Here is a 21,920-nt window from a genome sequence, read left to right on the forward strand (position 1 = left end):
CTGACCCGGCGGCGTGTGTGCCGTTGTTCCGTGTCAGTGGAGGCGCATTATAGGGAGTTATTCCGACGTGACAAGCATAAAATACAAAAAACTTTTCGTTAGCTCACTTTTCAAACTTAACGCTTATTTATGTCGCGAATCGCCCGTTAAATGTGCGATTTCCCGGGCAAAACTGGCCACCTGCGACCAGTCGGTATAAACCACTTCTTTACGCGTATCGGTTTCACCCCCGGTCATCTTCATAATCAGGCGGATCATAAAGCGGTCATACCAGCGGTAGCGAGGGTAGCGCAGAGCGCCGGCAAAGACGGCGCACAGGTCAGGCTGCCACGGCGAGCTGAGTAAAAACTTGCGCGTGTAGCTGTTGGTCTGCGGCGTACGCTTCTCGGCTTTACGTGCGACAAGATTGACCGAGTAAAAGGCACCGGGCAATTTGTTGAGCACCGCCGTGTGCTTTTTCACAAAGCGATCCAGCGCCGGATGGAAATGCCCGTAACGAATTGACGCGCCAATTACCACGCGATCGTACTCCTGCCAGGCTATCTGCTCCGCACGGTTCAGGTTCACCACATCAGAGTAAATACCCAGCTCTTTTAATTCCGAAGCCAGATAAGCGGCAATCTCACGCGTTTGCCCGTCTCGCGTAGAGAAAAGAATCAATGTTTTCATCAACGGCTCCTTACTCGCGCCAGAATGTAGGGGTGAACAGCACCAGCAGCGTAAAGACCTCAAGACGACCAAACAGCATATTGGCGATGAGGATCCATTTCGCGACCGGGTTCATGCTGGCAAAGTTATCCGCTACAACGCCCAGGCCGGGCCCGAGGTTATTCAATGTTGCTACGACGGACGCAAAGGCGGAGAAATCATCCACCCCCGTCGCGATAATCGCCAGCATACTGACGATAAAGACCAGCGCATACGCCGAGAAGAATCCCCACACCGCTTCGAGGATACGTTCCGGCAGCGCGCGGTTCCCGAGTTTGATGCTGTAAACCGCGTTCGGGTGGACCAGACGCTTCAGCTCACGGTTCCCCTGCTTAAACAGCAGCAGAATACGAATCACCTTCAGACCGCCGCCCGTAGAACCCGCACAGCCCCCGATAAATGCCGAGCATAACAGCAGCACCGGCAGGAACAGCGGCCAGCGCGCGATGCTGTCCGTGGTAAACCCGGCGGTCGTCGCCATCGATACCACCTGGAAGAACGCCTGATTTAGCGTGGTCAGCGCGGAGTTGTAGACATCATGGAACCACAGCACCAGGGTACAGATGATCACCAGCGTCAGCTGGACGCCAATGAACATACGGAACTCAGGGTCACGCCAGTACACCTTCAGGCTGCGCCCGCTCAGTAAAGAGAAGTGCAGACCGTAGTTACAGCCTGAAATCAGCAGGAAAATGGCAATAATAGTGTTAATCGTAGGGCTGTCGAAGTAGCCGACGCTGGCGTCGTGAGTGGAGAACCCGCCGATAGCGATCGTCGCAAAGCTGTGTCCGATGGCGTCGAAAGCCGGCATCCCGGCAAACCATAGCGCCAGCGCACAGGCCACCGTCAGTAATACATAGATAAGCCAGAGGGTTTTCGCCGTCTCGGCAATACGCGGACGCATTTTGTTATCTTTCAGCGGCCCGGGCATTTCGGCGCGATAAAGCTGCATGCCGCCAACGCCCAGAATCGGCAGAATGGCCACCGCCAGGACGATGATCCCCATCCCCCCGAACCACTGCAGCATCTGGCGATAAAAGAGAATGGCGTGCGGGAGTGAATCCAGCCCCACCAGCGTCGTCGCCCCGGTGGTTGTTAAACCGGAGAACGATTCAAAAAAGGCATCCGTGATGCTCAGGTTAGGCTGTTCAGAGAAGATGAAGGGCAGCGAACCGACGCTCCCCAGCACCGTCCAGAACAGGACCACAATCAGAAATCCTTCGCGAGATTTCAGCTCACCTTTCTGACGACGGTTTGGCCACCACAGCAGCGAGCCGATCGCCAGCGCGACAAAGAAGGTCTGGGTAAATGCCCGCCCCGCGCCGTCCCGGTAGATAAGCGCCACCAGTCCCGGGAGAATCATCGTCCCGGAAAAGAGTATGACCAGCAGTCCAACGATTCGGGTTATGGCACGAAAATGCATCTCTGCCGCTTCCTTTGGTATTCAAAAAAGTGAGGTGGGGATTATTCTTCAATCGGCAGCAATTGCAACGAACCACGACTAAAATCAGCCAGCTTTGCTGAAAAAGCAGCCAGCTCCGCCTGCGGAAGCGCCACGCGTAATTGCACCATTGCCTGATATTCACTGTGCGCGATGACGCCGTTAAACTGTTTGAGCAGCGTTTCAATGCCCGATAGCTGAGCGTAATCGCACAACAAAGTATATTCGGTGAGAGGCGTTTTGCGGATAGTTGTGAGCATATTCAGTGCCTGCTGAACTCCGCCGCCATAGGCTTTTACCAGCCCACCCGTGCCCAACAGGATGCCGCCGTAGTAGCGCACCACCACGGCGGTAATTTCACCCACGCCGCTGCCCATCAGCTGCGAAAGCATGGGTTTACCGGCCGTGCCCGCCGGTTCACCGTCGTCGGAAAACCCCAGCTGTTGTGAATCGTCCGGCGGCCCTGCCACCCACGCCACACAGTGGTGACGCGCGTCAGGATGTTCAGCCCGAACGGATTCGACAAACGCCTTTGCCGCCTCTACGCCGTCGGTATGCGCCAGCAGCGTAATAAAGCGGCTTTTCTTGATTTCCTCAACAAAGGTGACCGGTTCAGCCGGTATCAGCCAGCTTTCCATTAGGCCAGCTTCAGGTCTCGCGTCATATTCTCAATACCGTTTTCGTGAACCACCACGTTATCTTCGATGCGAATACCGCCAAACGGCTTCAGCGCGTCAATTTTTTCCCAGTTGAAGTGTTTGCTGAACTGGCCTTCACGCCACGGCGCCAGCAGGGATTCGATAAAGTAGATCCCCGGTTCAATCGTCAGCACCATACGCGGCTCCAGAATACGGGTGCAGCGCAGGAAAGGATATTTAGACGGTGCCGCCAGGTGCGTGCCGGTGTCATCCTGCATAAAGCCCGCAACGTCGTGAACCTGCAGGCCCAGCGGATGGCCGATACCGTGCGGCATGAATGGCCCGGTCAGATCGTTCTCGACCATCGCTTCTTCGCTCATGTCTTTCACAATCTGATGTTTACGCAGCAGTTTTGCGATGCGCTGATGGAACTGGATGTGGTAATCCACATAGCTGGTGCCCGCCTTCATGGTGCCAATCAGCGCCAGCTGTTCATCGTTCACGTCTTTAATCAGCTGCGCGAAATCGGTATCCGCATTCGCCGCCCAGGTACGGGTCAGGTCGGCCGCGTAACCGTTGTACTCGGCGCCTGCGTCAAGCAGGAAGCTGCGCATCTCCGACGGAACGTGGTGATCCAGTTTGGTGTAGTGAAGCACAGACGCGTGCTCGTTCAGCGCGACGATATTGCTGTACGGCACGTCGGTATCACGGTGGCCCGTCGCGGTCAGATAGGCCTGATTGATGTCGAACTCGCTCATCCCAGACTGGAACGCTTCGTGCGCGGCACGGTGGCCATTCACCGCCGTTTTTTGCGCTTCACGCATGCAGTAAAGTTCGTAGTCGGTTTTATACGCGCGGTAATAGTGCAGGTAATCCAGCACGCCTTTCGGATTGAGTTTGTCTGCCGGAATATCCAGACCCAGCGCGCGCTCCGGAACAGGGCCAATGTAGCCGATGTTGCCTCGCGCGGCAGGCAGCTGGCTGCCAATGCCGTCCGCTTTCGGCAGTGCAATCACATCAATCTCTTCCGTCCAGAAAGAGGTCGGCAGCGGTTCTACGTTGTGCCAGTAATCGACCGGCAGGTAGAACCACAGTTTCGGCTTGTTCACGCCGTCTACCAGCAGCCAGCAATTTGGAACCTGAGTCACCGGCACCCAGGCTTTGAACTGCGGGTTCACCTTAAACGGATAAGCGTGGTCATCCAGAAAGGTATTCATCAGCTCGCCGGAGTGGATCAGCAGCGCATCCAGCTTAAAGCGGGCCAGTACATCGCGGGTACGTTCCTGTAGGGTAACGATATGATTTTTATAAAGCGAAGCCAGTGAGTCCATCATTCTTCCTTTCGTTTTTTTGACCTCAAGTCATCGCATCTTAGCACACCTCACTCCGGCTGCGTGATTTCCACCGACCGTGATCAATGCAGCATTTTCTTAATGAGTAATTTGCATTTTATTAACATAAATCCCACACTCCGATTCATCTGGTATGACCAGATCCAATTGCTGGATTCAGGAGACTGACATGCTCTACAAAGGCGACACCCTGTACCTCAACTGGCTGGAAGATGGCATTGCCGAACTGGTGTTCGATGCCCCCGGCTCAGTGAACAAACTTGATACCGCGACGGTGGCCAGTCTTGGCCAGGCGCTGGACGTTCTTGAAAAACAACCTGAATTAAAAGGGCTGCTGCTGCGTTCGAACAAAGCGGCCTTTATTGTCGGTGCCGATATCACCGAATTCCTTTCGCTGTTCATGGTCCCGGAAGAACAGCTGAGCCAGTGGCTGCACTTTGCCAACAGCGTCTTTAATCGTCTGGAAGATCTGCCTGTCCCGACCATTTCCGCCGTTAACGGCTACGCGCTGGGCGGCGGCTGCGAATGCGTACTCGCGACCGACTACCGTCTGGCGACGCCGGACCTGCGCATCGGCCTGCCGGAAACCAAGCTGGGCATCATGCCGGGCTTTGGCGGCTCCGTGCGTATGCCGCGCATGCTAGGTGCAGACAGCGCGCTGGAGATCATTGCCGCAGGTAAAGATGTCGGCGCAGAACAGGCGCAGAAAATCGGCCTGGTCGACGGCGTCGTGAAGCCAGAGAAACTGGTTGAAGGCGCACTCGCCATTCTGCGTCAGGCCATTAACGGCGATCTCGACTGGAAAGCCAAACGCCAGCCGAAACTGGAGCCGTTAAAACTCAGCAAGATTGAAGCCACCATGAGCTTCACCATCGCCAAAGGCATGGTGATGCAGACGGCGGGTAAACACTACCCGGCACCGATCACGGCGGTGAAAACCATTGAAGCAGCTGCTCGTCTCGGACGCGATGAAGCGCTGAAGCTCGAAAATCAGAGCTTCGTCCCGCTGGCGCACACCAATGAAGCTCGCGCGCTGGTCGGTATCTTCCTCAACGATCAGTTCGTGAAGGGTAAAGCCAGGCAGCTGACCAAAAACGTTGAGACGCCAAAACATGCGGCGGTACTCGGCGCGGGCATTATGGGTGGCGGCATCGCTTACCAGTCGGCCTGGAAAGGCGTGCCGGTAGTGATGAAAGACATCAGCGAGAAATCCCTGACGCTGGGCATGACCGAAGCGGCCAAGCTCCTGAATAAACAGCTGGAGCGCGGAAAAATTGACGGGCTGAAGCTTGCAGGTGTGATCTCCACCATTCAGCCCGTGCTGGAATACAGCGGTTTCGACCGCGTGGACGTCGTCGTTGAAGCGGTTGTTGAGAACCCGAAAGTCAAAAAAGCGGTGCTGGCAGAAACGGAAGACAAAGTTCGTCCTGAGACCGTGCTGGCTTCAAACACCTCCACCATTCCAATCAGCGAACTGGCGAGCGTGCTGAAGCGTCCGGAAAACTTCTGCGGTATGCACTTCTTCAACCCGGTACACCGTATGCCGCTGGTCGAAGTGATCCGTGGGGAAAAAACCTCTGACGACACCATCGCCAAGGTGGTGGCCTGGGCCAGCAAGATGGGCAAAACGCCGATCGTTGTTAACGACTGCCCGGGCTTCTTCGTCAACCGCGTGCTGTTCCCTTACTTCGCCGGTTTCAGCCAGCTGCTGCGCGACGGCGCGGACTTCCGCAAAATCGACAAAGTGATGGAAAAGCAATTCGGCTGGCCGATGGGCCCGGCGTATCTGCTGGACGTTGTAGGCATTGATACCGCCCACCACGCCCAGGCGGTGATGGCGGCAGGCTTCCCGCAGCGCATGCAGAAAGACTATCGCGACGCCATTGACGCGCTGTTCGACGCCAACCGCTTCGGCCAGAAAAACGGTCTGGGCTTCTGGCGCTATAAAGAAGACAGCAAAGGCAAACCGAAGAAAGAAGAAGATGCCGCGGTGGATAGTCTGCTGGCCGACGTTAGCCAGCCAAAACGCGACTTCACCGACGATGAGATCATCGCCCGCATGATGATCCCGATGATCAACGAAGTGGTGCGCTGCCTCGAAGAAGGCATTATCGCCAGCCCGGCAGAAGCCGACATGGCGCTGGTTTACGGCCTGGGCTTCCCTCCGTTTCACGGCGGCGCGTTCCGCTGGCTGGACACGCTCGGCAGCGCCCGCTATCTCGATATGGCTCAGCAGTATCAGCACCTCGGCCCGCTTTATGAGGTGCCGGAAGGGCTGCGTAACAAAGCGCGCCATAACGAACCCTACTATCCCGCAGTTGAGCCAGCCCGTCCGGTTGGCGAGCTGAAAACGGCTTAAGGAGTCACAATGGAAAAGGTTGTCATTGTTGATGCGATTCGCACCCCGATGGGCCGTTCAAAAGGCGGCGCGTTCCGTAACGTGCGTGCGGAAGACCTCTCCGCGCACCTGATGCGTAGCCTGCTGGCGCGTAACCCGGCGCTGGATCCTGCTGCGCTGGACGATATCTACTGGGGCTGCGTGCAGCAGACCCTGGAGCAAGGTTTCAATATCGCCCGTAACGCGTCGTTGCTGGCGGAGATCCCGCATTCGGTTCCGGCCGTCACCGTGAACCGCCTGTGCGGTTCGTCAATGCAGGCGCTGCACGACGCGGCGCGCATGATCATGACCGGCGATGCGCAGGCCTGCCTGGTGGGCGGGGTCGAGCACATGGGTCACGTGCCGATGAGCCACGGGGTCGATTTTCATCCTGGCATGAGCCGTAACGTGGCGAAAGCCGCGGGGATGATGGGCCTGACCGCCGAGATGCTCTCTCGTCTGCACGGCATTAGCCGTGAAATGCAGGATGCCTTTGCCGCGCGCTCTCACGCTCGCGCCTGGGCCGCCACGCAGTCCGGTGCCTTTAAGAACGAGATCATCCCGACCGGCGGCCACGACGCTGACGGCGTACTGAAGCAGTTCAGCTACGACGAAGTCATCCGCCCGGAAACCACGGTAGAAGCGCTTTCTACCCTGCGCCCTGCGTTTGATCCGGTCACCGGTACGGTAACGGCAGGTACTTCGTCGGCACTGTCCGACGGTGCCGCCGCGATGCTAGTGATGAGCGAAAGTCGCGCCCGCGAGCTGGGCTTAACGCCTCGCGCTCGGGTACGTTCGATGGCGGTCGTGGGCTGCGATCCTTCAATCATGGGTTACGGCCCGGTTCCGGCCTCGAAGCTGGCGCTGAAAAAAGCGGGATTAACCGCCGGCGACATCGACCTGTTTGAAATGAACGAAGCGTTCGCCGCGCAGATCCTGCCGTGCATTAAAGATCTGGGGTTAATGGAGCAGATCGACGAGAAGATTAACCTCAACGGCGGCGCGATCGCCCTCGGTCACCCGCTGGGCTGCTCCGGAGCGCGTATCAGCACGACTCTGATTAATCTGATGGAACGCAAAGATGCCCAGTTTGGTCTTGCAACGATGTGTATCGGGCTGGGTCAAGGTATCGCGACGGTGTTTGAGAGAGTGTAAATCAGGAAAAGTATCTCAAAGCCAATGGCGTCAGAACAAGGCGGCAAGCGAGCGAATCCCGATGAGCTTACTCAAGTAAGTGATTCGGGTGAACGAGCGCAGCCAACGCAATTATGGCGTCATTGGCGAAGAGAAAGAGTTTAGTTGCCGTTCTTCCCGCCTGTCAGGGGCGGGTTTTTTATTTAAATGAAGGCAAACGCATCGCCAAACAGGCGGTCTTCACGCGCGTCACGTTCGTTGCAGAACAGGTCGCGGGCAATTTTCGCCATCTCAAAACGGCCAGCAATATAAATATCGTGCCCTGCCAGCGTGCCGTGATCCTGCAGCACCGCCGTCAGCACCGTCCCGCTACGACCACGCCAGCCCTCTTCCGGCTGCTCAACCACCGGCTCAATGCGCAGGTTAGGATGGGTTACGCTCAGCGCTTCCAGCTCAGACAGGTCGTACAGATGTTTCTCTTCGCGGCCACCCCAGTAAATGGTGATGTCACGGTCCGGGTTACGCGCCAGTGCGGTCAACAGAATAGAGCGCACATAAGAGAAGCCCGTACCGCCAGCGATCAGGATCAGCGGACGGTCTTCGTCATCGCGCAGCCACGCATCGCCGTGCGGAATATCCACCACGATTTCACGTTCCTTCAGGATCCGATCCATCACCGCCATCGCATACAGGTTAAGCTCTGACGCACCAATATGAAGCTCAATAAATTCCTGCTCCGCTGGCGTTGAGGCCATAGAGAAAGGACGCTTATCACGCTCATCCATCACGACCATCAGGTACTGACCCGCGCGGAAAGAGAATGGCGCTTCAGGCACTAAACGGACGCGATATACGGTGTCGGTGATGGCATCTACCGAGGTCACTTTACAGCTTAAGGTTGTCATTCGCTCTCTCTGTCGGGAAGTCTATAGGGCTTAACGGTTAGCTCAGGGTTTACCGTTATTCATTATGGCCAGCTCGTCCCAGATCGCGTCAATTCGCGCGGTCACTGCAGGATCTTTTTTGATCGGGCGACCCCATTCACGGTCGGTTTCGCCAGGCCATTTATTTGTGGCATCCAGTCCCATCTTTGAGCCAAGACCGGAAACCGGCGAGGCAAAATCCAGGTAATCTATCGGCGTGTTTTCGACTAACACCGTATCGCGCGCCGGGTCCATTCGCGTGGTAATGGCCCAGATTACGTCATTCCAGTCGCGGGCGTTAACGTCATCATCGCAGACAATAACAAATTTGGTATACATAAACTGGCGCAGGAAAGACCATACGCCCATCATCACGCGTTTAGCGTGACCAGGATACTGCTTCTTCATCGTGACCACCGCCATGCGATACGAGCATCCTTCAGGCGGCAGATAAAAATCAACAATTTCCGGGAACTGTTTTTGCAGGATCGGCACAAACACTTCATTCAATGCCACGCCCAGCACCGCCGGTTCATCCGGTGGACGTCCGGTATATGTGGAGTGGTAAATGGCATCTTCACGCTGCGTAATGTGCGTCACGGTAAACACCGGGAAGTTATCCACTTCGTTGTAATAGCCGGTGTGGTCGCCGTAGGGGCCTTCTGGCGCCATTTCACCCTGCTCGAGGTAACCCTCCAGCACAATTTCCGCACTGGCCGGAACTTCGAGATCGTTAGAGATACACTTCACGACTTCGGTTTTCGTTCCGCGCAGCAGGCCTGCAAACGCATATTCAGAGAGCGTATCCGGCACGGGCGTGACGGCTCCCAGAATGGTGGCCGGATCGGCGCCTAAGGCGACAGACACCGGGAAACGCTCCCCCGGATGCGCAGCGCACCACTCCTGGAAATCCAGCGCGCCGCCGCGATGCGACAGCCAGCGCATGATGAGTTTATTCTTGCCAATCAACTGCTGGCGGTAAATACCGAGGTTTTGCCGCTCTTTGTGCGGGCCGCGCGTAACGGTCAGCCCCCAGGTGATCAGCGGAGCGGCATCTTCAGGCCAGCACTGCATGATAGGGATTTTGGTCAGATCAACCGCATCGCCTTCCAGCACTTTCTGCTGGCACGGCGCGCCGCGCAGGCGTTTGGTAGGCATGTTCAGCACCTGCTTAAACTGCGGCAGCTTGTCGAACAGATCGCGGAAGCCCTTCGGTGGCTCAGGCTCTTTCAGAAACGCCAGCAGTTTACCGACTTCACGCAGCGCAGAGACGTCTTCCTGCCCCATTCCCAGTGCAACACGACGCGGTGTACCAAACAGGTTGCACAGCACCGGCATGGAGTAACCTTTCGGATTTTCAAACAGTAATGCGGGGCCACCGGCACGCAGGGTGCGGTCAGCAATTTCTGTCATTTCCAGATAAGGATCGACAGGAAGTGTAATACGTTTGAGTTCACCCTGCTTTTCCAGCAGCGTCAGGAAGTCGCGGAGATCGTGGTATTTCATGCAGTTAATCATGGCCTCTCTGTAAGCGCTTCATTATACGGCGTAAGCCTGCTTGATGCTGTAATTTTGTTAAATAAGCGTGAACTTATGCGTTCTGTTCCATTTTCCCCCATTATAATCAACTTAGCGATCCCGCCAGGGTTTTGATATGCTTGCGCCCCGAACTAAGGGAAAGAGTGATTATGCAGGCCTGGTATTTACTGTATTGCAAACGCGGGCAACTTCAGCGCGCGCAGGAACATCTTGAACGTCAGTCTGTCAATTGCCTGACACCCGTGATCACGCTTGAAAAAATGCAGCGCGGGAAGCGCACAACCGTCAGTGAGCCGTTGTTCCCGAACTACCTGTTCGTGGAGTTCGACCCGGAAGTCATTCATACCACCACCATCAGCGCAACGCGCGGCGTCAGCCACTTCGTTCGTTTTGGTGCCCACCCGGCAACGGTTCCGTCGACGGTCATTCATCAGCTGTCGATTTATCAACAGCCTGAGGGGATCACCGACCCCGAAACCCCTTACACGGGCGATAGCGTCGTGATTACCGAAGGCGCTTTCGAAGGCCTGCAGGCGATTTTTGCCGAGCCGGACGGGGAAGCGCGCTCTATGCTGTTGCTCAATCTGCTGAACAAGCAGGTGCTGCAGAGCGTTAAAAACACCGACTTCCGCAAGCTTTAAACGTTTATTCCGAACAGATTACGCACGTTGTCATCCGTCTGCGCCGAAAGCCAGTGCGGATCCTCTCCGCGCCACTTCGCGACGCTCTCAACAATGTGCCCCAGATACGCGGGCTCATTTCGCCGCGATGCCGGTTTGGGTTTCATATCGCGCGGTAGCAGATAAGGCGCATCGGTTTCAAGGAGCAGCCGGTCAGCCGGGATTACCGGCAACAGCTCACGAAGTTCAAGCCCGCGACGCTCATCGCACACCCAGCCGGTAATACCCAGATAAAGCCCTCGAGCCAGGCAATCCAGCGCTTCCTGCCGTGAACCGGTGAAGCAGTGCAGTACCGCGCCGGGCAGTTTCTCCAGCCACGGATCCAGAAGCGCCAGGAAACGCTCATGCGCGTCGCGGCAGTGCATAAATACGGGCATTCCAAGCTCTGCTGCCAGCGCAAGCTGAGCAGCAAACGCTTTTTCCTGCTCTTCAGGCGTGGAAAAATTACGGTTGAAATCGAGACCGCATTCGCCGATCGCCACAACGTCTGGCGTCTTCGCCAGCCTGTACAGGGTGTCGCCACTTTCCGCGGTCCACTGGCTGCTGTCGTGAGGATGCACGCCAGCAGTAGACCAACAGCGATCGTATCGTTGCGCCAGCTGCTGCGCCTGCTCGCTCTCATGCAGGTTGGTGCCCGTCAGCAGCAGTCCTTTCACCCCGGCGGCAAACGCACGCGCAACCACCTCATCACGATCTTTCGCAAACTGCGAGCTGGTCAGGTTGAGTCCGATATCAAACATGCAAATCCCCATATAACAACCGCCCTGACGGGCGGCTGGTTTTACTCTTCAGTGGTCTTGTCGGACGTATCGTCTTCGTCATCCGCTCGACGTCCTTTACCCACGTAGAAACGCGAGAAGAAAACGCCGACCTCAAACAGACAGTACATCGGTATGGCCAGCAGCGTCTGCGAGAACACGTCAGGCGGTGTCAGCAGCATGCCGACGACGAAGGCGCCCACCAGAATATATGGACGCTTCTTACGCAGGTCATCCGGGGTCGTTACTCCTACCCAGCAAAGCAGCACAATGGCCACCGGCACTTCGAATGCCACGCCAAACGCCATAAACAGCGCCATCACAAAGCTGAGGTAGCTGGCGATATCCGTCGATACCTGGACCCCTTCCGGCGCGGTATGCGTCAGGAAGCCGAAGGCCAGTGGGAAGACAACGAAATAGGCAAACGCCATGCCGATATAGAACAGCAGCGAGCTGGACACCAGCAGCGGGATCACCAGCTTGCGTTCATGCTTATACAGCGCGGGCGCCACAAACGCCCACACCTGGTAAAGAATGACCGGTGCAGAGGCAATCAACGACACCCAGAAGGTCAGCTTGATGGGGGTAAAGAATGGAGAAGCAACGTCTGTTGCAATCATCGTTGCGCCCAGCGGCATCTGCTTGATCAGCGGCGCAGAAACCACCTGGTAGATATCGTTGGCGAAATAGACCAGGCATAGAAAAATAACGAGAACCGCAATAATGCAGTTTAACAGGCGCTTACGCAGCTCTATGAGGTGCGTAATCAGCGGTTGAGTATCATCTACAGCCATGTTTACGCTTTATCACTCGACGAGGGGGATGATTCGGAAACGGGCGCGGCGGGTTTTGCCTCGGCAGCATTAACCACGGGCTTTTCCGGCTGCACCTGCTTTTTCACTTCGGTTTCCTGCGGCGTCTGTTCTGGCGCAGCAGCCTGGTGTTCAGCGCTGGCAGGCGTTACACCTTCACGCTGCTCTTCGCTGCCCTTCACCACCGGGTTATGGATGGTGTTTGCTTCATCGCTCGCTTTTTCAGGATCGTTAATGCTGTAGGAGCGCTTCATGGATTCCGCCGCTTCGCGCAGCTCATCCATTGACGCTTTCAGTTCCGGCGTCAGGTTATCCATGCTCGCCTTCTCAACCTTTTTCAGGCTTTCCTGAAATTCCTGCAGCTTAAGCTCCTGAGCCAGTTCATTCTGAACGGTCGATGCCAGCGATCTCAGCGCACGAACCCAGCCCGCAACGGTTTTCACCGCCACCGGCAGACGCTGAGGCCCCAGCACGATCAGGCCGATTACAAAGACCAGCAGGAGCTCACTAAAACCAATGTCGAACACGACTTACACCTGCTCTTTATCGTGGCGTTTAGCGTCTTCCTTTTTGGCTTCTTCTTGCTTGTCGGAGATGGATTTAGCAGTAAAGTCAGCGTCCTGGCTGGTTTTATCCTGCTTGCTCTCATCATCGCTCATCGCTTTCTTGAAGCCTTTGATAGACGCGCCCAGATCGGAACCAATAGAACCGAGCTTTTTGGTGCCAAACAACAGCACGACGATGACGGCAATGATCAACAATTGCCAGATACTGATACCACCCATACACGTTCCTCAGGGATAGATGATTAATGAGTCAGGTCGCATTATACGTATGCGACCCGTCGATAGCGACGCAAACTCAGCGCGTTTTTCGCCATCCGGCAAGCCAGACAACCACCCCGGCGGCCATCAGCCAGGCGGGCATCATCTGCCACTCCGGGCGGTTGATTAGCAGCAGCGTACCGCTCAGTAGCAGCGTTGCGCCAATCCCAAAGAGATAGCGTGACTGCCCCTGACGAACACGGCTGGACTGAAGTTCGCGAGCGATTTTATCCATGCTGTGCTGAAGGTTCTTGCTCTGACGCAAACTGTCATAAACCAGTTCAGGAATTTCAGGCATTTTTTCTATCCAGAACGGGCCTTTCTCTTTCAGCGAGCGCACCAGCGCCGGAATACCAACCTGATCCTTAATCCAGGATTCAAGGAAAGGTTTCGCGGTCTTCCACAAGTCTAACTGAGGATAGAGCTGTCGGCCTACACCCTCAACGTAAAGTAATGTTTTCTGAAGTAAAACTAGCTGTGGCTGAACTTCCATATTAAAGCGGCGAGCCGTGTTGAACAGGTTCAACAGCACATGTCCGAAGGAGATTTCCGCCAGCGGTTTTTCAAAAATCGGTTCGCAAACGGTCCGGATCGCAAACTCGAACTCTTCAACGTTGGTATCCGGCGGTACCCAGCCGGAATCGACGTGCAGCTCGGCCACCTTACGGTAGTCGCGGTTGAAAAACGCGATGAAGTTCTCGGCCAGATACCGTTTATCTTCTTTGTTCAGCGACCCCACAATCCCGCAGTCGATACCGATATACTTTGGATCCTCAGGGTGTTCGTAGCTCACGAAGATATTGCCCGGGTGCATGTCCGCATGGAAAAAGCTGTCGCGGAACACCTGGGTAAAGAAGACCTGTACGCCACGTTCGGCCAGGAGCTTCATGTTTGTTCCCTGTTTCTCCAGGGCCACCACATCCGAAACCGGAATACCGTAGATACGCTCCATCACCATCATATTCTGGCTGCAGTAGTCAGAATAGACTTCAGGTACATAGAGCATCGGGCTGTTTTCAAAGTTGCGACGCAGCTGAATGGCGTTTGCCGATTCGCGCAGCAGGTTAAGCTCATCAATAAGCGTTTTTTCATATTCCCGCACCACTTCCAGTGGACGAAGGCGACGCCCGTCCGGCAGCAGGCGTGGCACCCAGCGCGCCAGACGATAAATCAGCTTCATGTCCGCTTTGATGACTGGCAGGATGTCCGGACGAATGACCTTAATAACGACTTCTTTGCCGTTTTCTTTCAGACGCGCGGTATGCACCTGCGCAATAGAAGCCGATGCCAGTGGGTTAATGTCGAAATCGTCAAACCAGGTCTCGACGGGTACATTTCCCATCGCCTCTTCAATTTGCTTTTTCGCGCGCGCGCCGTCAAACGGTGCGACGCGATCCTGCAGCATAGCAAGCTCATCGGCAATGAGAGGCGGGAAGAGATCGCGGCGGGTCGACAGCATCTGCCCGAATTTAATCCAAACCGGACCGAGCTCCTGCAGCGCCAGGCGCAGACGCTCACCCAGCGGTTGACCTTTATGGCGATTGGGCATCCAGAAGAGCATCCGCCGCCAGATACGAAGCGGCAGCGTGATACGCATTTTGGGGATAAGCTCGTCGAGCCCGTAGCTCAAAAAGGTGCGAATAATAAAATAGAGGCGCCGAACTTCACCAGGCGTCATTTGCCCTCCAGTTTTTCCAGCCGTTTGGTTAACGCATCAACCGCACGTTCAACAGCAGCGGTCTCTTCCGCAAACCATGCAACTTCCAGTGGCCCGGGCGCCATTCGCCACTCCTCAGTCAGCACTTCCGCCGCATAGCGTTGCTGGCGCTGGAGGCTTTTACGCGCAAAGGAGGCGCCGCCATGAAGAACTTTCCCGATGCCTTCGGCGGCAATGTCGCCGATAAAAGGCGCGAGCAGCTCCGCCGGATCGAACTCCGCCAGATCGGTGAGCGCAACGAAGTTCTGCACGACCTGAATGTCGCCCTCCACTTCCAGCTCACCGCTGCGGATAAGCGCCGTTAATTGCTGGCGATCGCGCAGTTTTGGCAGCACGCTCATGTGCGTGATGACCGAGCAGTCAGCTTCACCTTCCCACTCCCCCAGTACGTCAAGCTGGCGTTCGCTGAATACCAGCACAAGCGGCGTCGAGAACTCTTTTAAAACAATGCGTAATACCTTCCCGTTAAGCCGCTGACGTGCAGATTTCAGCGCAGGAGCGCGATACAGAAAAGCGTTCAGTACATTCTCGACGCCTGCGGAGACTAAGGGTTTAAAGGGCACGGGACACCTCCACTCAGAATTTGTAACCGCGATGCAGCGCGACGACACCCGCCGTCAGGTTGAAATATTCAACGTTCTCAAATTCCGCGTCCTGCATCATGGCTTTTAATGTGTCCTGATCCGGGTGCATACGGATAGACTCCGCCAGATAGCGGTAGCTTTCAGCGTCGTTAGCCACCAGCTCACCAATACGCGGCAGCACGTGGAAGGAATAGGCGTCGTAGGCTTTGCTCAGCGGCTCAATGATCGGTTTAGAGAACTCGAGCACCAGCAGACGTCCACCCGGCTTCAGCACGCGGTACATAGAGCGCAGCGCTTTTTCTTTATCAGTCACGTTACGCAGACCGAAAGAGATCGTGATGCAATCAAAGGTATTGTCCGGGAATGGCAGCGCTTCGGCGTTTGCCTGCACATACTCCACATTCCCCACCACGCCGATGTTACGCAGCTTTTCGCGTCCCATTTTCAGCATGGAGTCATTAATATCGGCGAGAACAACGCGACCGGTTTCGCCCACCAGGCGGGAGAATTTCGCGGTTAAATCGCCCGTACCGCCGGCTAAATCCAGCACCGTTTGTCCGCGACGTACGCCACTACAGTCAATGGTGAAGCGCTTCCACAAGCGATGAATGCCGAACGACATCAGGTCATTCATCACATCGTACTTCGCCGCCACGGAATGAAATACGTGGGCCACCATGTCAGCTTTCTGCGCTTTGGCGACAGTCTGAAAGCCAAAGTGCGTTGTGTCTTGTGAATCGTCAGCCATCTCAGAGCCTGCTTATCAGTAAAATGTTCGTGAAGTGTAACAGATTGGGCGCGTTTGCCCTACGTTTCAACCACCGCGAAAGAAACGCGCTGGAGTCTCGTCTGGTGATAAATCCGCCGCTAACGTATTGTCTTCACTGTTTGTATTTTGTTCGTCCGCACCTTCTCGCAGGCGAAACTCGTCGTCCTGGGCGGTGGCCTGTTCGACCAATTCCGGATTAATCTCGCGTTTAACCTCAACCCCCAGGCTACGGAATGATTCGGCCTGTGCCAGCAGATTGCCACGTCCGGAGGCGAGTTTTTTCATCGCCTGGCGGTAGTTATCCTGCGCACGATCCAGGCTCTGCCCGACTGAAGACATGTCGTCCACGAAGAGGCGCATTTTGTCGTAAAGCTTGCTGGCACGATCGGCAATCTGCTGAGCGTTGCGGCTCTGGTGCTCATAGCGCCACAGGTTCGCAATGGTGCGTAACGCCACCAGCAGCGTGGTGGGGCTGACCAGCATAATATTATTTTTGAGCGCTTCGGTGATAAGCTCGGGCTGTCTGTCGAGTGCCAGCAGGAACGCGGGTTCTACCGGGATGAACATCAGGACATAGTCTAGCGAGCGCAGACCCGGCAGCTGCTGGTAGTCTTTTCTGCCAAGCAGGCGAATATGATTACGCACGGAGGCAATGTGCTCCTGCAGCGCAGACTCGCGCGTGTAATCATCGTCCGCATTAAAGTAGCGTTCATACGCCACCAGCGTCATTTTGGCGTCAATCACCACATCTTTACCCTGCGGCAGCCGCACGATCACATCCGGCTGCATTCGCGAGCGGGCGTCGTTTTCGATACTCACCTGCGTTTCGTATTCATATCCTTCCCGCAGTCCAGAGGCCTCCAGCACGCGGGTCAGCACCACTTCTCCCCAGTTGCCCTGGGTTTTGTTATCCCCTTTCAGCGCGCGGGTCAGGTTGACCGCTTCCTGCGCCATTTGCGCATTCAGCTGCTGGAGATTGCGAATCTCATGCGCCAGCGTGTGCCGCTCGCGGGCCTCCTGGCCAAAGCTGTCCTGCACCTGACGGCGAAAACCGTCCAGCTGTTCGCGCAGCGGCGTCAGCAGGCTGTTGAGGCTCTGGCGGTTCTGTTCGTCAACGCGGCGGTTGCTGTGCTCAAAAATTCGGTTGGCGAGATTCTCAAACTGTTCGCTGAGGCGCTGCTCGCTGTTGATCATCTGCCGGATTTTGTCCTCCGCATGCAGTTGGGTGGATTCAAGGCGGGTAGTGACTTCGCGGAGATCGGCCTCCAGCGAGGTGTTGATATCTCGCAGGTTGCGCAGCTCGTTGTTAAGCAGCTCGCACTCCTCTCGCCAGTGGTCACTCAGCGCAAGCTGCTGCTTTGCCGCACTTAATTCAGCGACTATCTCTTCGCGCTCTGCCAGCTGGTCGGCCTTCTGCTGTGCATGCTGATAGCTGGAAATGAGCCAGCCTATCGCCACGCCCGCCACCGCAATTACCGCGTAAATCAGGATCGAGATATCCACAATGCCCCCTGCATCAACGTATTACCCGCACAAAATAGAATTGTGCTGTATAAACGTCCAGTTTGAAAGGGTTTTCCTGCGAGGCGCTACGCAAAAAATAAAGGCCGAACGCGTCGGCCTTTGATTTCAGAAGAGAGGATTAGATCAGGCGACGCGCGGCTTCCACCACGATTTTCACCGCATGACTTTCGGTCTGCTTCATGGTTTCGGCGTTCGGGATCTCCTGCTGGGTACGGTTGACGATAACGCCCGCCACCATACCGGCACGCAGACCCTGGCTTGCGCACATGGTCAGCAGCGTTGCGGATTCCATTTCGTAGTTCATTACGCCCATGGACTGCCACTCTTCCATTGAGCCTTTGAAACGGCTAACCACGCGGCCTGAGAAGGTGTCGTAACGCTCCTGGCCCGGGTAGAAGGTGTCGGAAGAGGCGGTGACGCCCACGTGGGTAGTTGCGCCCACGGATTTCGCGGCTTCAACCAGCGCGGTGGTGCATTCGAAATCAGCCACTGCCGGGAATTCCATCGGTGCAAAGTGCAGGCTTGCGCCGTCCAGACGAACGGACGCGGTCGTGACCAGCACGTCGCCGACGTTGATGTGCGGCTGGATAGCGCCGGTGGTGCCGATACGCAGGAAAGTACGAATGCCCAGCTGTGCAAGCTCTTCAACAGCAATAGACGTAGACGGACCACCGATACCGGTAGAGCACACGATCACCGCTTTGCCATCCAGCTCTGCGCGCCAGGTGGTGAACTCACGATGGGCAGCCAGCTTGACCGGCTTATCCATCAGCGCGGCGATCTTTTCCACACGCTCAGGATCGCCAGGGACGATAGCGAGCGTAGCCCCTTGTAAATCGTTTTTGGTGAGGCCGAGATGAAAAACATCAGACTTAGACATAGGTGACTCCTCTGTGGGTCGGTTAGTCAGAAGAAGTAAAACGGTACTTTACAGAAGCAGTAAGCATATTTTCGTGACGCACCTCACCATGAATGAAAATGATTACATTGATTTTCCATAAAAAAGTGATTTACATCACATTAACAAGTTATATCGCCAAGTGCTGCACAAAAGATAGACCGTTTAAGGCACTGTGAGTTGTTAACCTGGTGTCTATATTTACCTTTGCGCTAACTCATTGGTACGGAGAATGCCATGACTGAAAAAACCGGTTTTGCACCTGCTGCGGCCCCACATGCTTCAACCATCGTGTCGACGCCAGAAGCGGCAATTACCGCGGGCGAGACCTCCATTCCCTCGCAGGGGGAGAATATGCCTGCCTGGCACGCACGGCCAAAATCGGCAGAGGGCCCGCTGCCCATCGTGATTGTGATTCAGGAGATATTTGGTGTTCACGAACACATTCGCGACCTCTGCCGCCGGCTGGCGCTGGAAGGGTATCTGGCCGTTGCGCCAGAGCTCTACTTCCGTCAGGGCGATCCGAACGACTACAGCGATATTCCAACACTGCTCAGCAACCTGGTCAGCAAAGTCCCGGACGCGCAGGTGCTGGCCGATCTCGACCACGTCGCCAGCTGGGCGGCGCGCAACGGCGGGGATCCGCATCGTCTGCTGGTCACCGGTTTCTGCTGGGGTGGACGCATTAGCTGGCTGTACGCCGCGCATAACCCGCAGCTCAAAGCCGCTGTCGCCTGGTACGGCAAACTGGTGGGTGAAAAAACGCTGAACTCACCGAAACATCCCGTCGATATCGCCACCGAGTTAAACGCCCCCGTGCTAGGGCTTTACGGCGGTCAGGACACCGGTATTTCGCTGGATTCGGTAGAGATCATGCGCCATGCGCTCCGCGCGGCAAATGCGAAGGCGGAGATTGTGGTGTACCCGGATGCCGGGCACGCGTTTAACGCCGATTATCGTCCGAGCTATCACGCAGAATCAGCCAAAGATGGCTGGCAGAGAATGCTGGCGTGGTTTAGCCAGTACGGCGGTAAGAAAGCGTAATAAAAAAGCCCGGTGGCGGCTATGCCTTACCGGGCCTACGCATCATCAAGCCTGACGCAGGTTCTGCGCCGCCTTCACCATGTTCGCCAGCGCCGCGCGCGTTTCCGGCCAGCCGCGGGTTTTCAGTCCGCAGTCCGGGTTCACCCACAGGCGTTCTGACGGAATGCGCTGGGCCGCTTTTTTCAGCAGGGCTTCAATCCACTCCACGCTCGGCACGTTCGGGGAGTGAATGTCGTACACGCCCGGCCCGATTTCATTCGGGTAGTCGAACTCTTCAAACGACTCCAGCAGCTCCATGTCTGAACGCGAGGTCTCGATGGTGATCACGTCGGCGTCCAGCGCGGCAATCGAATCCATGATGTCGTTAAATTCGCAGTAACACATGTGGGTGTGGATCTGGGTGTCATCCTTCGCCACCGCAGCGTTGATGCGGAACGCCTCCACGCCCCACTGCAGGTAGGCATCCCAGTCGCTGCGGCGCAGCGGCAGACCTTCGCGCAGAGCGGGCTCGTCAATCTGGATAATGCCAATGCCTGCCGCTTCCAGATCCGCCACCTCATCACGCAGCGCCAGGGCAATCTGTTTGGCGATGGTTTCACGGGTCACGTCTTCACGCGGGAACGACCAGCAGAGAATGGTCACCGGACCGGTCAGCATCCCTTTTACCGGCTTGTCTGTCAGGGACTGGGCATACTTCGCCCACTCCACGGTGATCGCTTCCGGGCGGCTGACGTCACCGATAACCACCGGCGGCTTGACGCAGCGGGAGCCGTAGCTTTGCACCCAGCCGTTCTGGGTAAAGACGAAGCCGTCCAGGTGCTCGCCGAAGTATTCCACCATGTCGTTACGCTCGGCCTCGCCGTGCACCAGCACGTCCAGCCCCAGGCGCTCCTGCTCTATAATCGCCTGCTTGATGTGTTCCGCGATGCCGGTGCGGTAGTGATTCGCATCCAGATTGCCCTTCTTGAAGTCCAGACGCAGGCCGCGGATCTCCGTAGTTTGCGGGAAAGAACCGATCGTCGTTGTTGGCCACGCGGGCAGATTGAAGCGGGCGCGCTGCGCTTCAGCGCGCAACTCGTACGGGCTCTGACGCTGGCTGTCCCGGGCGGTGATGGCCGCCAGGCGTTTTTCCACCGCCGGGTTGTGCACGCGCGCCGAGTGACGACGCGCCTGGATCGGGGCGCTCCATTCGGTAATCGCCGCCGTGTCGCCGCTGTTCAGCGCGTCGCGCAGCAGCGTTAGCTCTTCACATTTTTGCAGGGCGAAGGCAAACCAGCTTTTCACCTCGGCATCCAGACGCGTTTCCACGCTCAGATCGATCGGGCTGTGCAGCAGGGAACAAGATGAGGCCACCCACAGCTCACGTTTGTCGACTATGTCTTTGATTTGCGCATATTTATCGGTGAGATCGGCGCGCCAGACGTTACGGCCGTTGATCAGCCCGGCAGAGAGCAGCCAGTCCGCTGGCAGGCGCTTGTGCAGTTCCGCGACATCGTCTTTACCGTGTACGAGATCAACGTGCAGGCCTTGAACCGGCAGCGCGGTAATGGTCTTCAGGTTCGGCGTCACGCCTTCAAAATAGGTCGTCAGCAGGAGTTTTACCTGACCGGTGAGCGCGTCATACGCCGATTTGAAGGCATCGAGCCAATCCTGCGGCAGCTCAAGCACCAGCGCCGGTTCGTCGATTTGCACCCACTGAATGCCGCGTTTGCCCAGCTCACTCAGCACCTGTTTGTAGACCGGCAGAATGTCCTTCAGCAGGCTGAGTCGGTCAAACGGCTCGCCCTTTACTTTGCCCAGCCACAGGTACGTTACCGGCCCGAGCAGCACCGGCTTCACCTGGTGGCCCAGCGCCAGCGCTTCATCCACTTCGTCCAGAAGCTCCGTCCAGGCCAGCCTGAACTGCTGGCCTTTGACGAATTCCGGCACCATATAGTGATAGTTGGTGTTAAACCACTTGGTCATTTCCGCCGCTGCCGCTGGCTCCCCCGTTGGCGCGCGGCCACGGCCGATGCGGAACAGAGTATCGATATCTACCGATCCATCTTTGTTCTGATGACGAGCCGGCACGTTGCCAAGCAGCAGGCTGGTCGTCAGAACATGGTCGTACCAGGCGAAATCGCCCACCGGCAGCAGGTTAATGCCCGCCTGTTTTTGCTGATCCCAGTGGCGGGCGCGCCGCCCGCGCCCCCCCCCCC

The 21,920-nt window shown here is 56.5% G+C and carries 20 protein-coding genes; 4 read left to right on the top strand and 16 right to left on the bottom strand.

Going from position 1 to position 21,920, the window contains the following annotated elements; translation table 11 throughout:
- Positions 1–123: 123 nt before the first annotated feature.
- Genes hemG through pepQ form a run of 4 tightly spaced genes read right to left on the bottom strand, consistent with a single transcriptional unit; the run spans position 124 to position 4,118 of the window.
- Complete coding sequence (gene hemG / locus DEO48_RS23615) at positions 124–669, bottom strand: menaquinone-dependent protoporphyrinogen IX dehydrogenase (protein ID WP_029739672.1); 546 nt, start codon at positions 667–669, stop codon at positions 124–126.
- Positions 670–679: 10 nt separating this feature from the next.
- Positions 680–2,131 carry a Trk system potassium transporter TrkH gene (gene trkH, locus DEO48_RS23620; RefSeq protein WP_023309600.1) on the bottom strand — a complete coding sequence of 484 codons (1,452 nt, stop codon included), beginning with the start codon at positions 2,129–2,131 and terminating at the stop codon, positions 680–682.
- Positions 2,132–2,172: 41 nt separating this feature from the next.
- Positions 2,173–2,787, bottom strand: a complete 615-nt coding sequence (locus DEO48_RS23625; protein WP_063442062.1) for an IMPACT family protein — start codon at positions 2,785–2,787, stop codon at positions 2,173–2,175.
- Positions 2,787–4,118, bottom strand: a complete 1,332-nt coding sequence (pepQ, locus tag DEO48_RS23630) for a Xaa-Pro dipeptidase (protein WP_109846469.1) — start codon at positions 4,116–4,118, stop codon at positions 2,787–2,789. The genes DEO48_RS23625 and pepQ overlap by 1 nt, the downstream gene beginning before the upstream one ends.
- A gap of 190 nt (positions 4,119–4,308) precedes the next feature.
- Between pepQ and fadB the strand changes: the two genes are divergently transcribed.
- Positions 4,309–6,498: a fatty acid oxidation complex subunit alpha FadB gene (gene fadB, locus DEO48_RS23640; RefSeq protein WP_109846470.1), complete on the top strand. Its 2,190-nt coding sequence runs from the start codon at positions 4,309–4,311 to the stop codon at positions 6,496–6,498.
- A 9-nt stretch (positions 6,499–6,507) separates the two neighbouring features.
- Positions 6,508–7,671 (top strand): acetyl-CoA C-acyltransferase FadA, encoded by a 1,164-nt coding sequence (fadA, locus tag DEO48_RS23645; RefSeq protein ID WP_109846471.1) that lies wholly within the window; start codon positions 6,508–6,510, stop codon positions 7,669–7,671.
- Between the two features lie 182 nt (positions 7,672–7,853).
- On the opposite strand, the gene fre is transcribed toward fadA, so the two are convergent.
- On the bottom strand, positions 7,854–8,555 hold the full coding sequence (fre, locus tag DEO48_RS23650) for an NAD(P)H-flavin reductase (RefSeq protein ID WP_008501516.1): 702 nt from the start codon (positions 8,553–8,555) through the stop codon (positions 7,854–7,856).
- Positions 8,556–8,597: 42 nt separating this feature from the next.
- A complete protein-coding gene (gene ubiD / locus DEO48_RS23655; RefSeq protein ID WP_161496003.1) occupies positions 8,598–10,088 on the bottom strand; it encodes a 4-hydroxy-3-polyprenylbenzoate decarboxylase in 1,491 nt (496 codons plus the stop codon).
- 173 nt (positions 10,089–10,261) lie between these two features.
- Here ubiD and rfaH point away from each other — a divergent pair, with 173 nt between their 5' ends.
- Complete coding sequence (gene rfaH / locus DEO48_RS23660) at positions 10,262–10,753, top strand: transcription/translation regulatory transformer protein RfaH (protein ID WP_023309605.1); 492 nt, start codon at positions 10,262–10,264, stop codon at positions 10,751–10,753.
- On the opposite strand, the gene tatD is transcribed toward rfaH, so the two are convergent.
- The 9 genes from tatD to udp all read right to left on the bottom strand — a co-directional run bounded on the left by tatD (position 10,750) and on the right by udp (position 18,660).
- Positions 10,750–11,532, bottom strand: a complete 783-nt coding sequence (gene tatD, locus DEO48_RS23665) for a 3'-5' ssDNA/RNA exonuclease TatD (protein WP_109846472.1) — start codon at positions 11,530–11,532, stop codon at positions 10,750–10,752. The genes rfaH and tatD overlap by 4 nt on opposite strands.
- A gap of 41 nt (positions 11,533–11,573) precedes the next feature.
- Complete coding sequence (tatC, locus tag DEO48_RS23670) at positions 11,574–12,344, bottom strand: Sec-independent protein translocase subunit TatC (protein ID WP_109846473.1); 771 nt, start codon at positions 12,342–12,344, stop codon at positions 11,574–11,576.
- Between the two features lie 2 nt (positions 12,345–12,346).
- Entirely contained in the window at positions 12,347–12,889 is a 543-nt protein-coding gene (gene tatB, locus DEO48_RS23675) for a Sec-independent protein translocase protein TatB (RefSeq protein WP_008501521.1), read from the bottom strand.
- A 3-nt stretch (positions 12,890–12,892) separates the two neighbouring features.
- Positions 12,893–13,147 carry a Sec-independent protein translocase subunit TatA gene (tatA, locus tag DEO48_RS23680; RefSeq protein WP_020882874.1) on the bottom strand — a complete coding sequence of 85 codons (255 nt, stop codon included), beginning with the start codon at positions 13,145–13,147 and terminating at the stop codon, positions 12,893–12,895.
- A 76-nt stretch (positions 13,148–13,223) separates the two neighbouring features.
- Positions 13,224–14,864 (bottom strand): ubiquinone biosynthesis regulatory protein kinase UbiB, encoded by a 1,641-nt coding sequence (ubiB, locus tag DEO48_RS23685; RefSeq protein WP_109846474.1) that lies wholly within the window; start codon positions 14,862–14,864, stop codon positions 13,224–13,226.
- Positions 14,861–15,466, bottom strand: coding sequence for a ubiquinone biosynthesis protein UbiJ (ubiJ, locus tag DEO48_RS23690; RefSeq protein ID WP_109846475.1), 606 nt, complete (start codon positions 15,464–15,466; stop codon positions 14,861–14,863). The genes ubiB and ubiJ overlap by 4 nt, the downstream gene beginning before the upstream one ends.
- A 13-nt stretch (positions 15,467–15,479) precedes the next feature.
- Positions 15,480–16,235, bottom strand: coding sequence for a bifunctional demethylmenaquinone methyltransferase/2-methoxy-6-polyprenyl-1,4-benzoquinol methylase UbiE (gene ubiE / locus DEO48_RS23695; protein WP_023309612.1), 756 nt, complete (start codon positions 16,233–16,235; stop codon positions 15,480–15,482).
- Between the two features lie 66 nt (positions 16,236–16,301).
- Entirely contained in the window at positions 16,302–17,759 is a 1,458-nt protein-coding gene (gene rmuC / locus DEO48_RS23700; RefSeq protein WP_063408168.1) for a DNA recombination protein RmuC, read from the bottom strand.
- Between the two features lie 139 nt (positions 17,760–17,898).
- On the bottom strand, positions 17,899–18,660 hold the full coding sequence (udp, locus tag DEO48_RS23705; RefSeq protein WP_003860792.1) for a uridine phosphorylase: 762 nt from the start codon (positions 18,658–18,660) through the stop codon (positions 17,899–17,901).
- Between the two features lie 255 nt (positions 18,661–18,915).
- Here udp and DEO48_RS23710 point away from each other — a divergent pair, with 255 nt between their 5' ends.
- Positions 18,916–19,722 carry a dienelactone hydrolase family protein gene (locus DEO48_RS23710; RefSeq protein WP_109846476.1) on the top strand — a complete coding sequence of 269 codons (807 nt, stop codon included), beginning with the start codon at positions 18,916–18,918 and terminating at the stop codon, positions 19,720–19,722.
- Between the two features lie 45 nt (positions 19,723–19,767).
- Here DEO48_RS23710 and metE read toward each other — a convergent pair.
- Positions 19,768–21,920: 5-methyltetrahydropteroyltriglutamate--homocysteine S-methyltransferase (gene metE, locus DEO48_RS23715; RefSeq protein WP_109846477.1), on the bottom strand; the 2,153-nt coding region annotated here is incomplete at its 5' end.

The organism is Enterobacter sp. CGMCC 5087 (assembly GCF_003144775.1).
GTDB classification, from domain to species: domain Bacteria; phylum Pseudomonadota; class Gammaproteobacteria; order Enterobacterales; family Enterobacteriaceae; genus Enterobacter; species Enterobacter cloacae_M.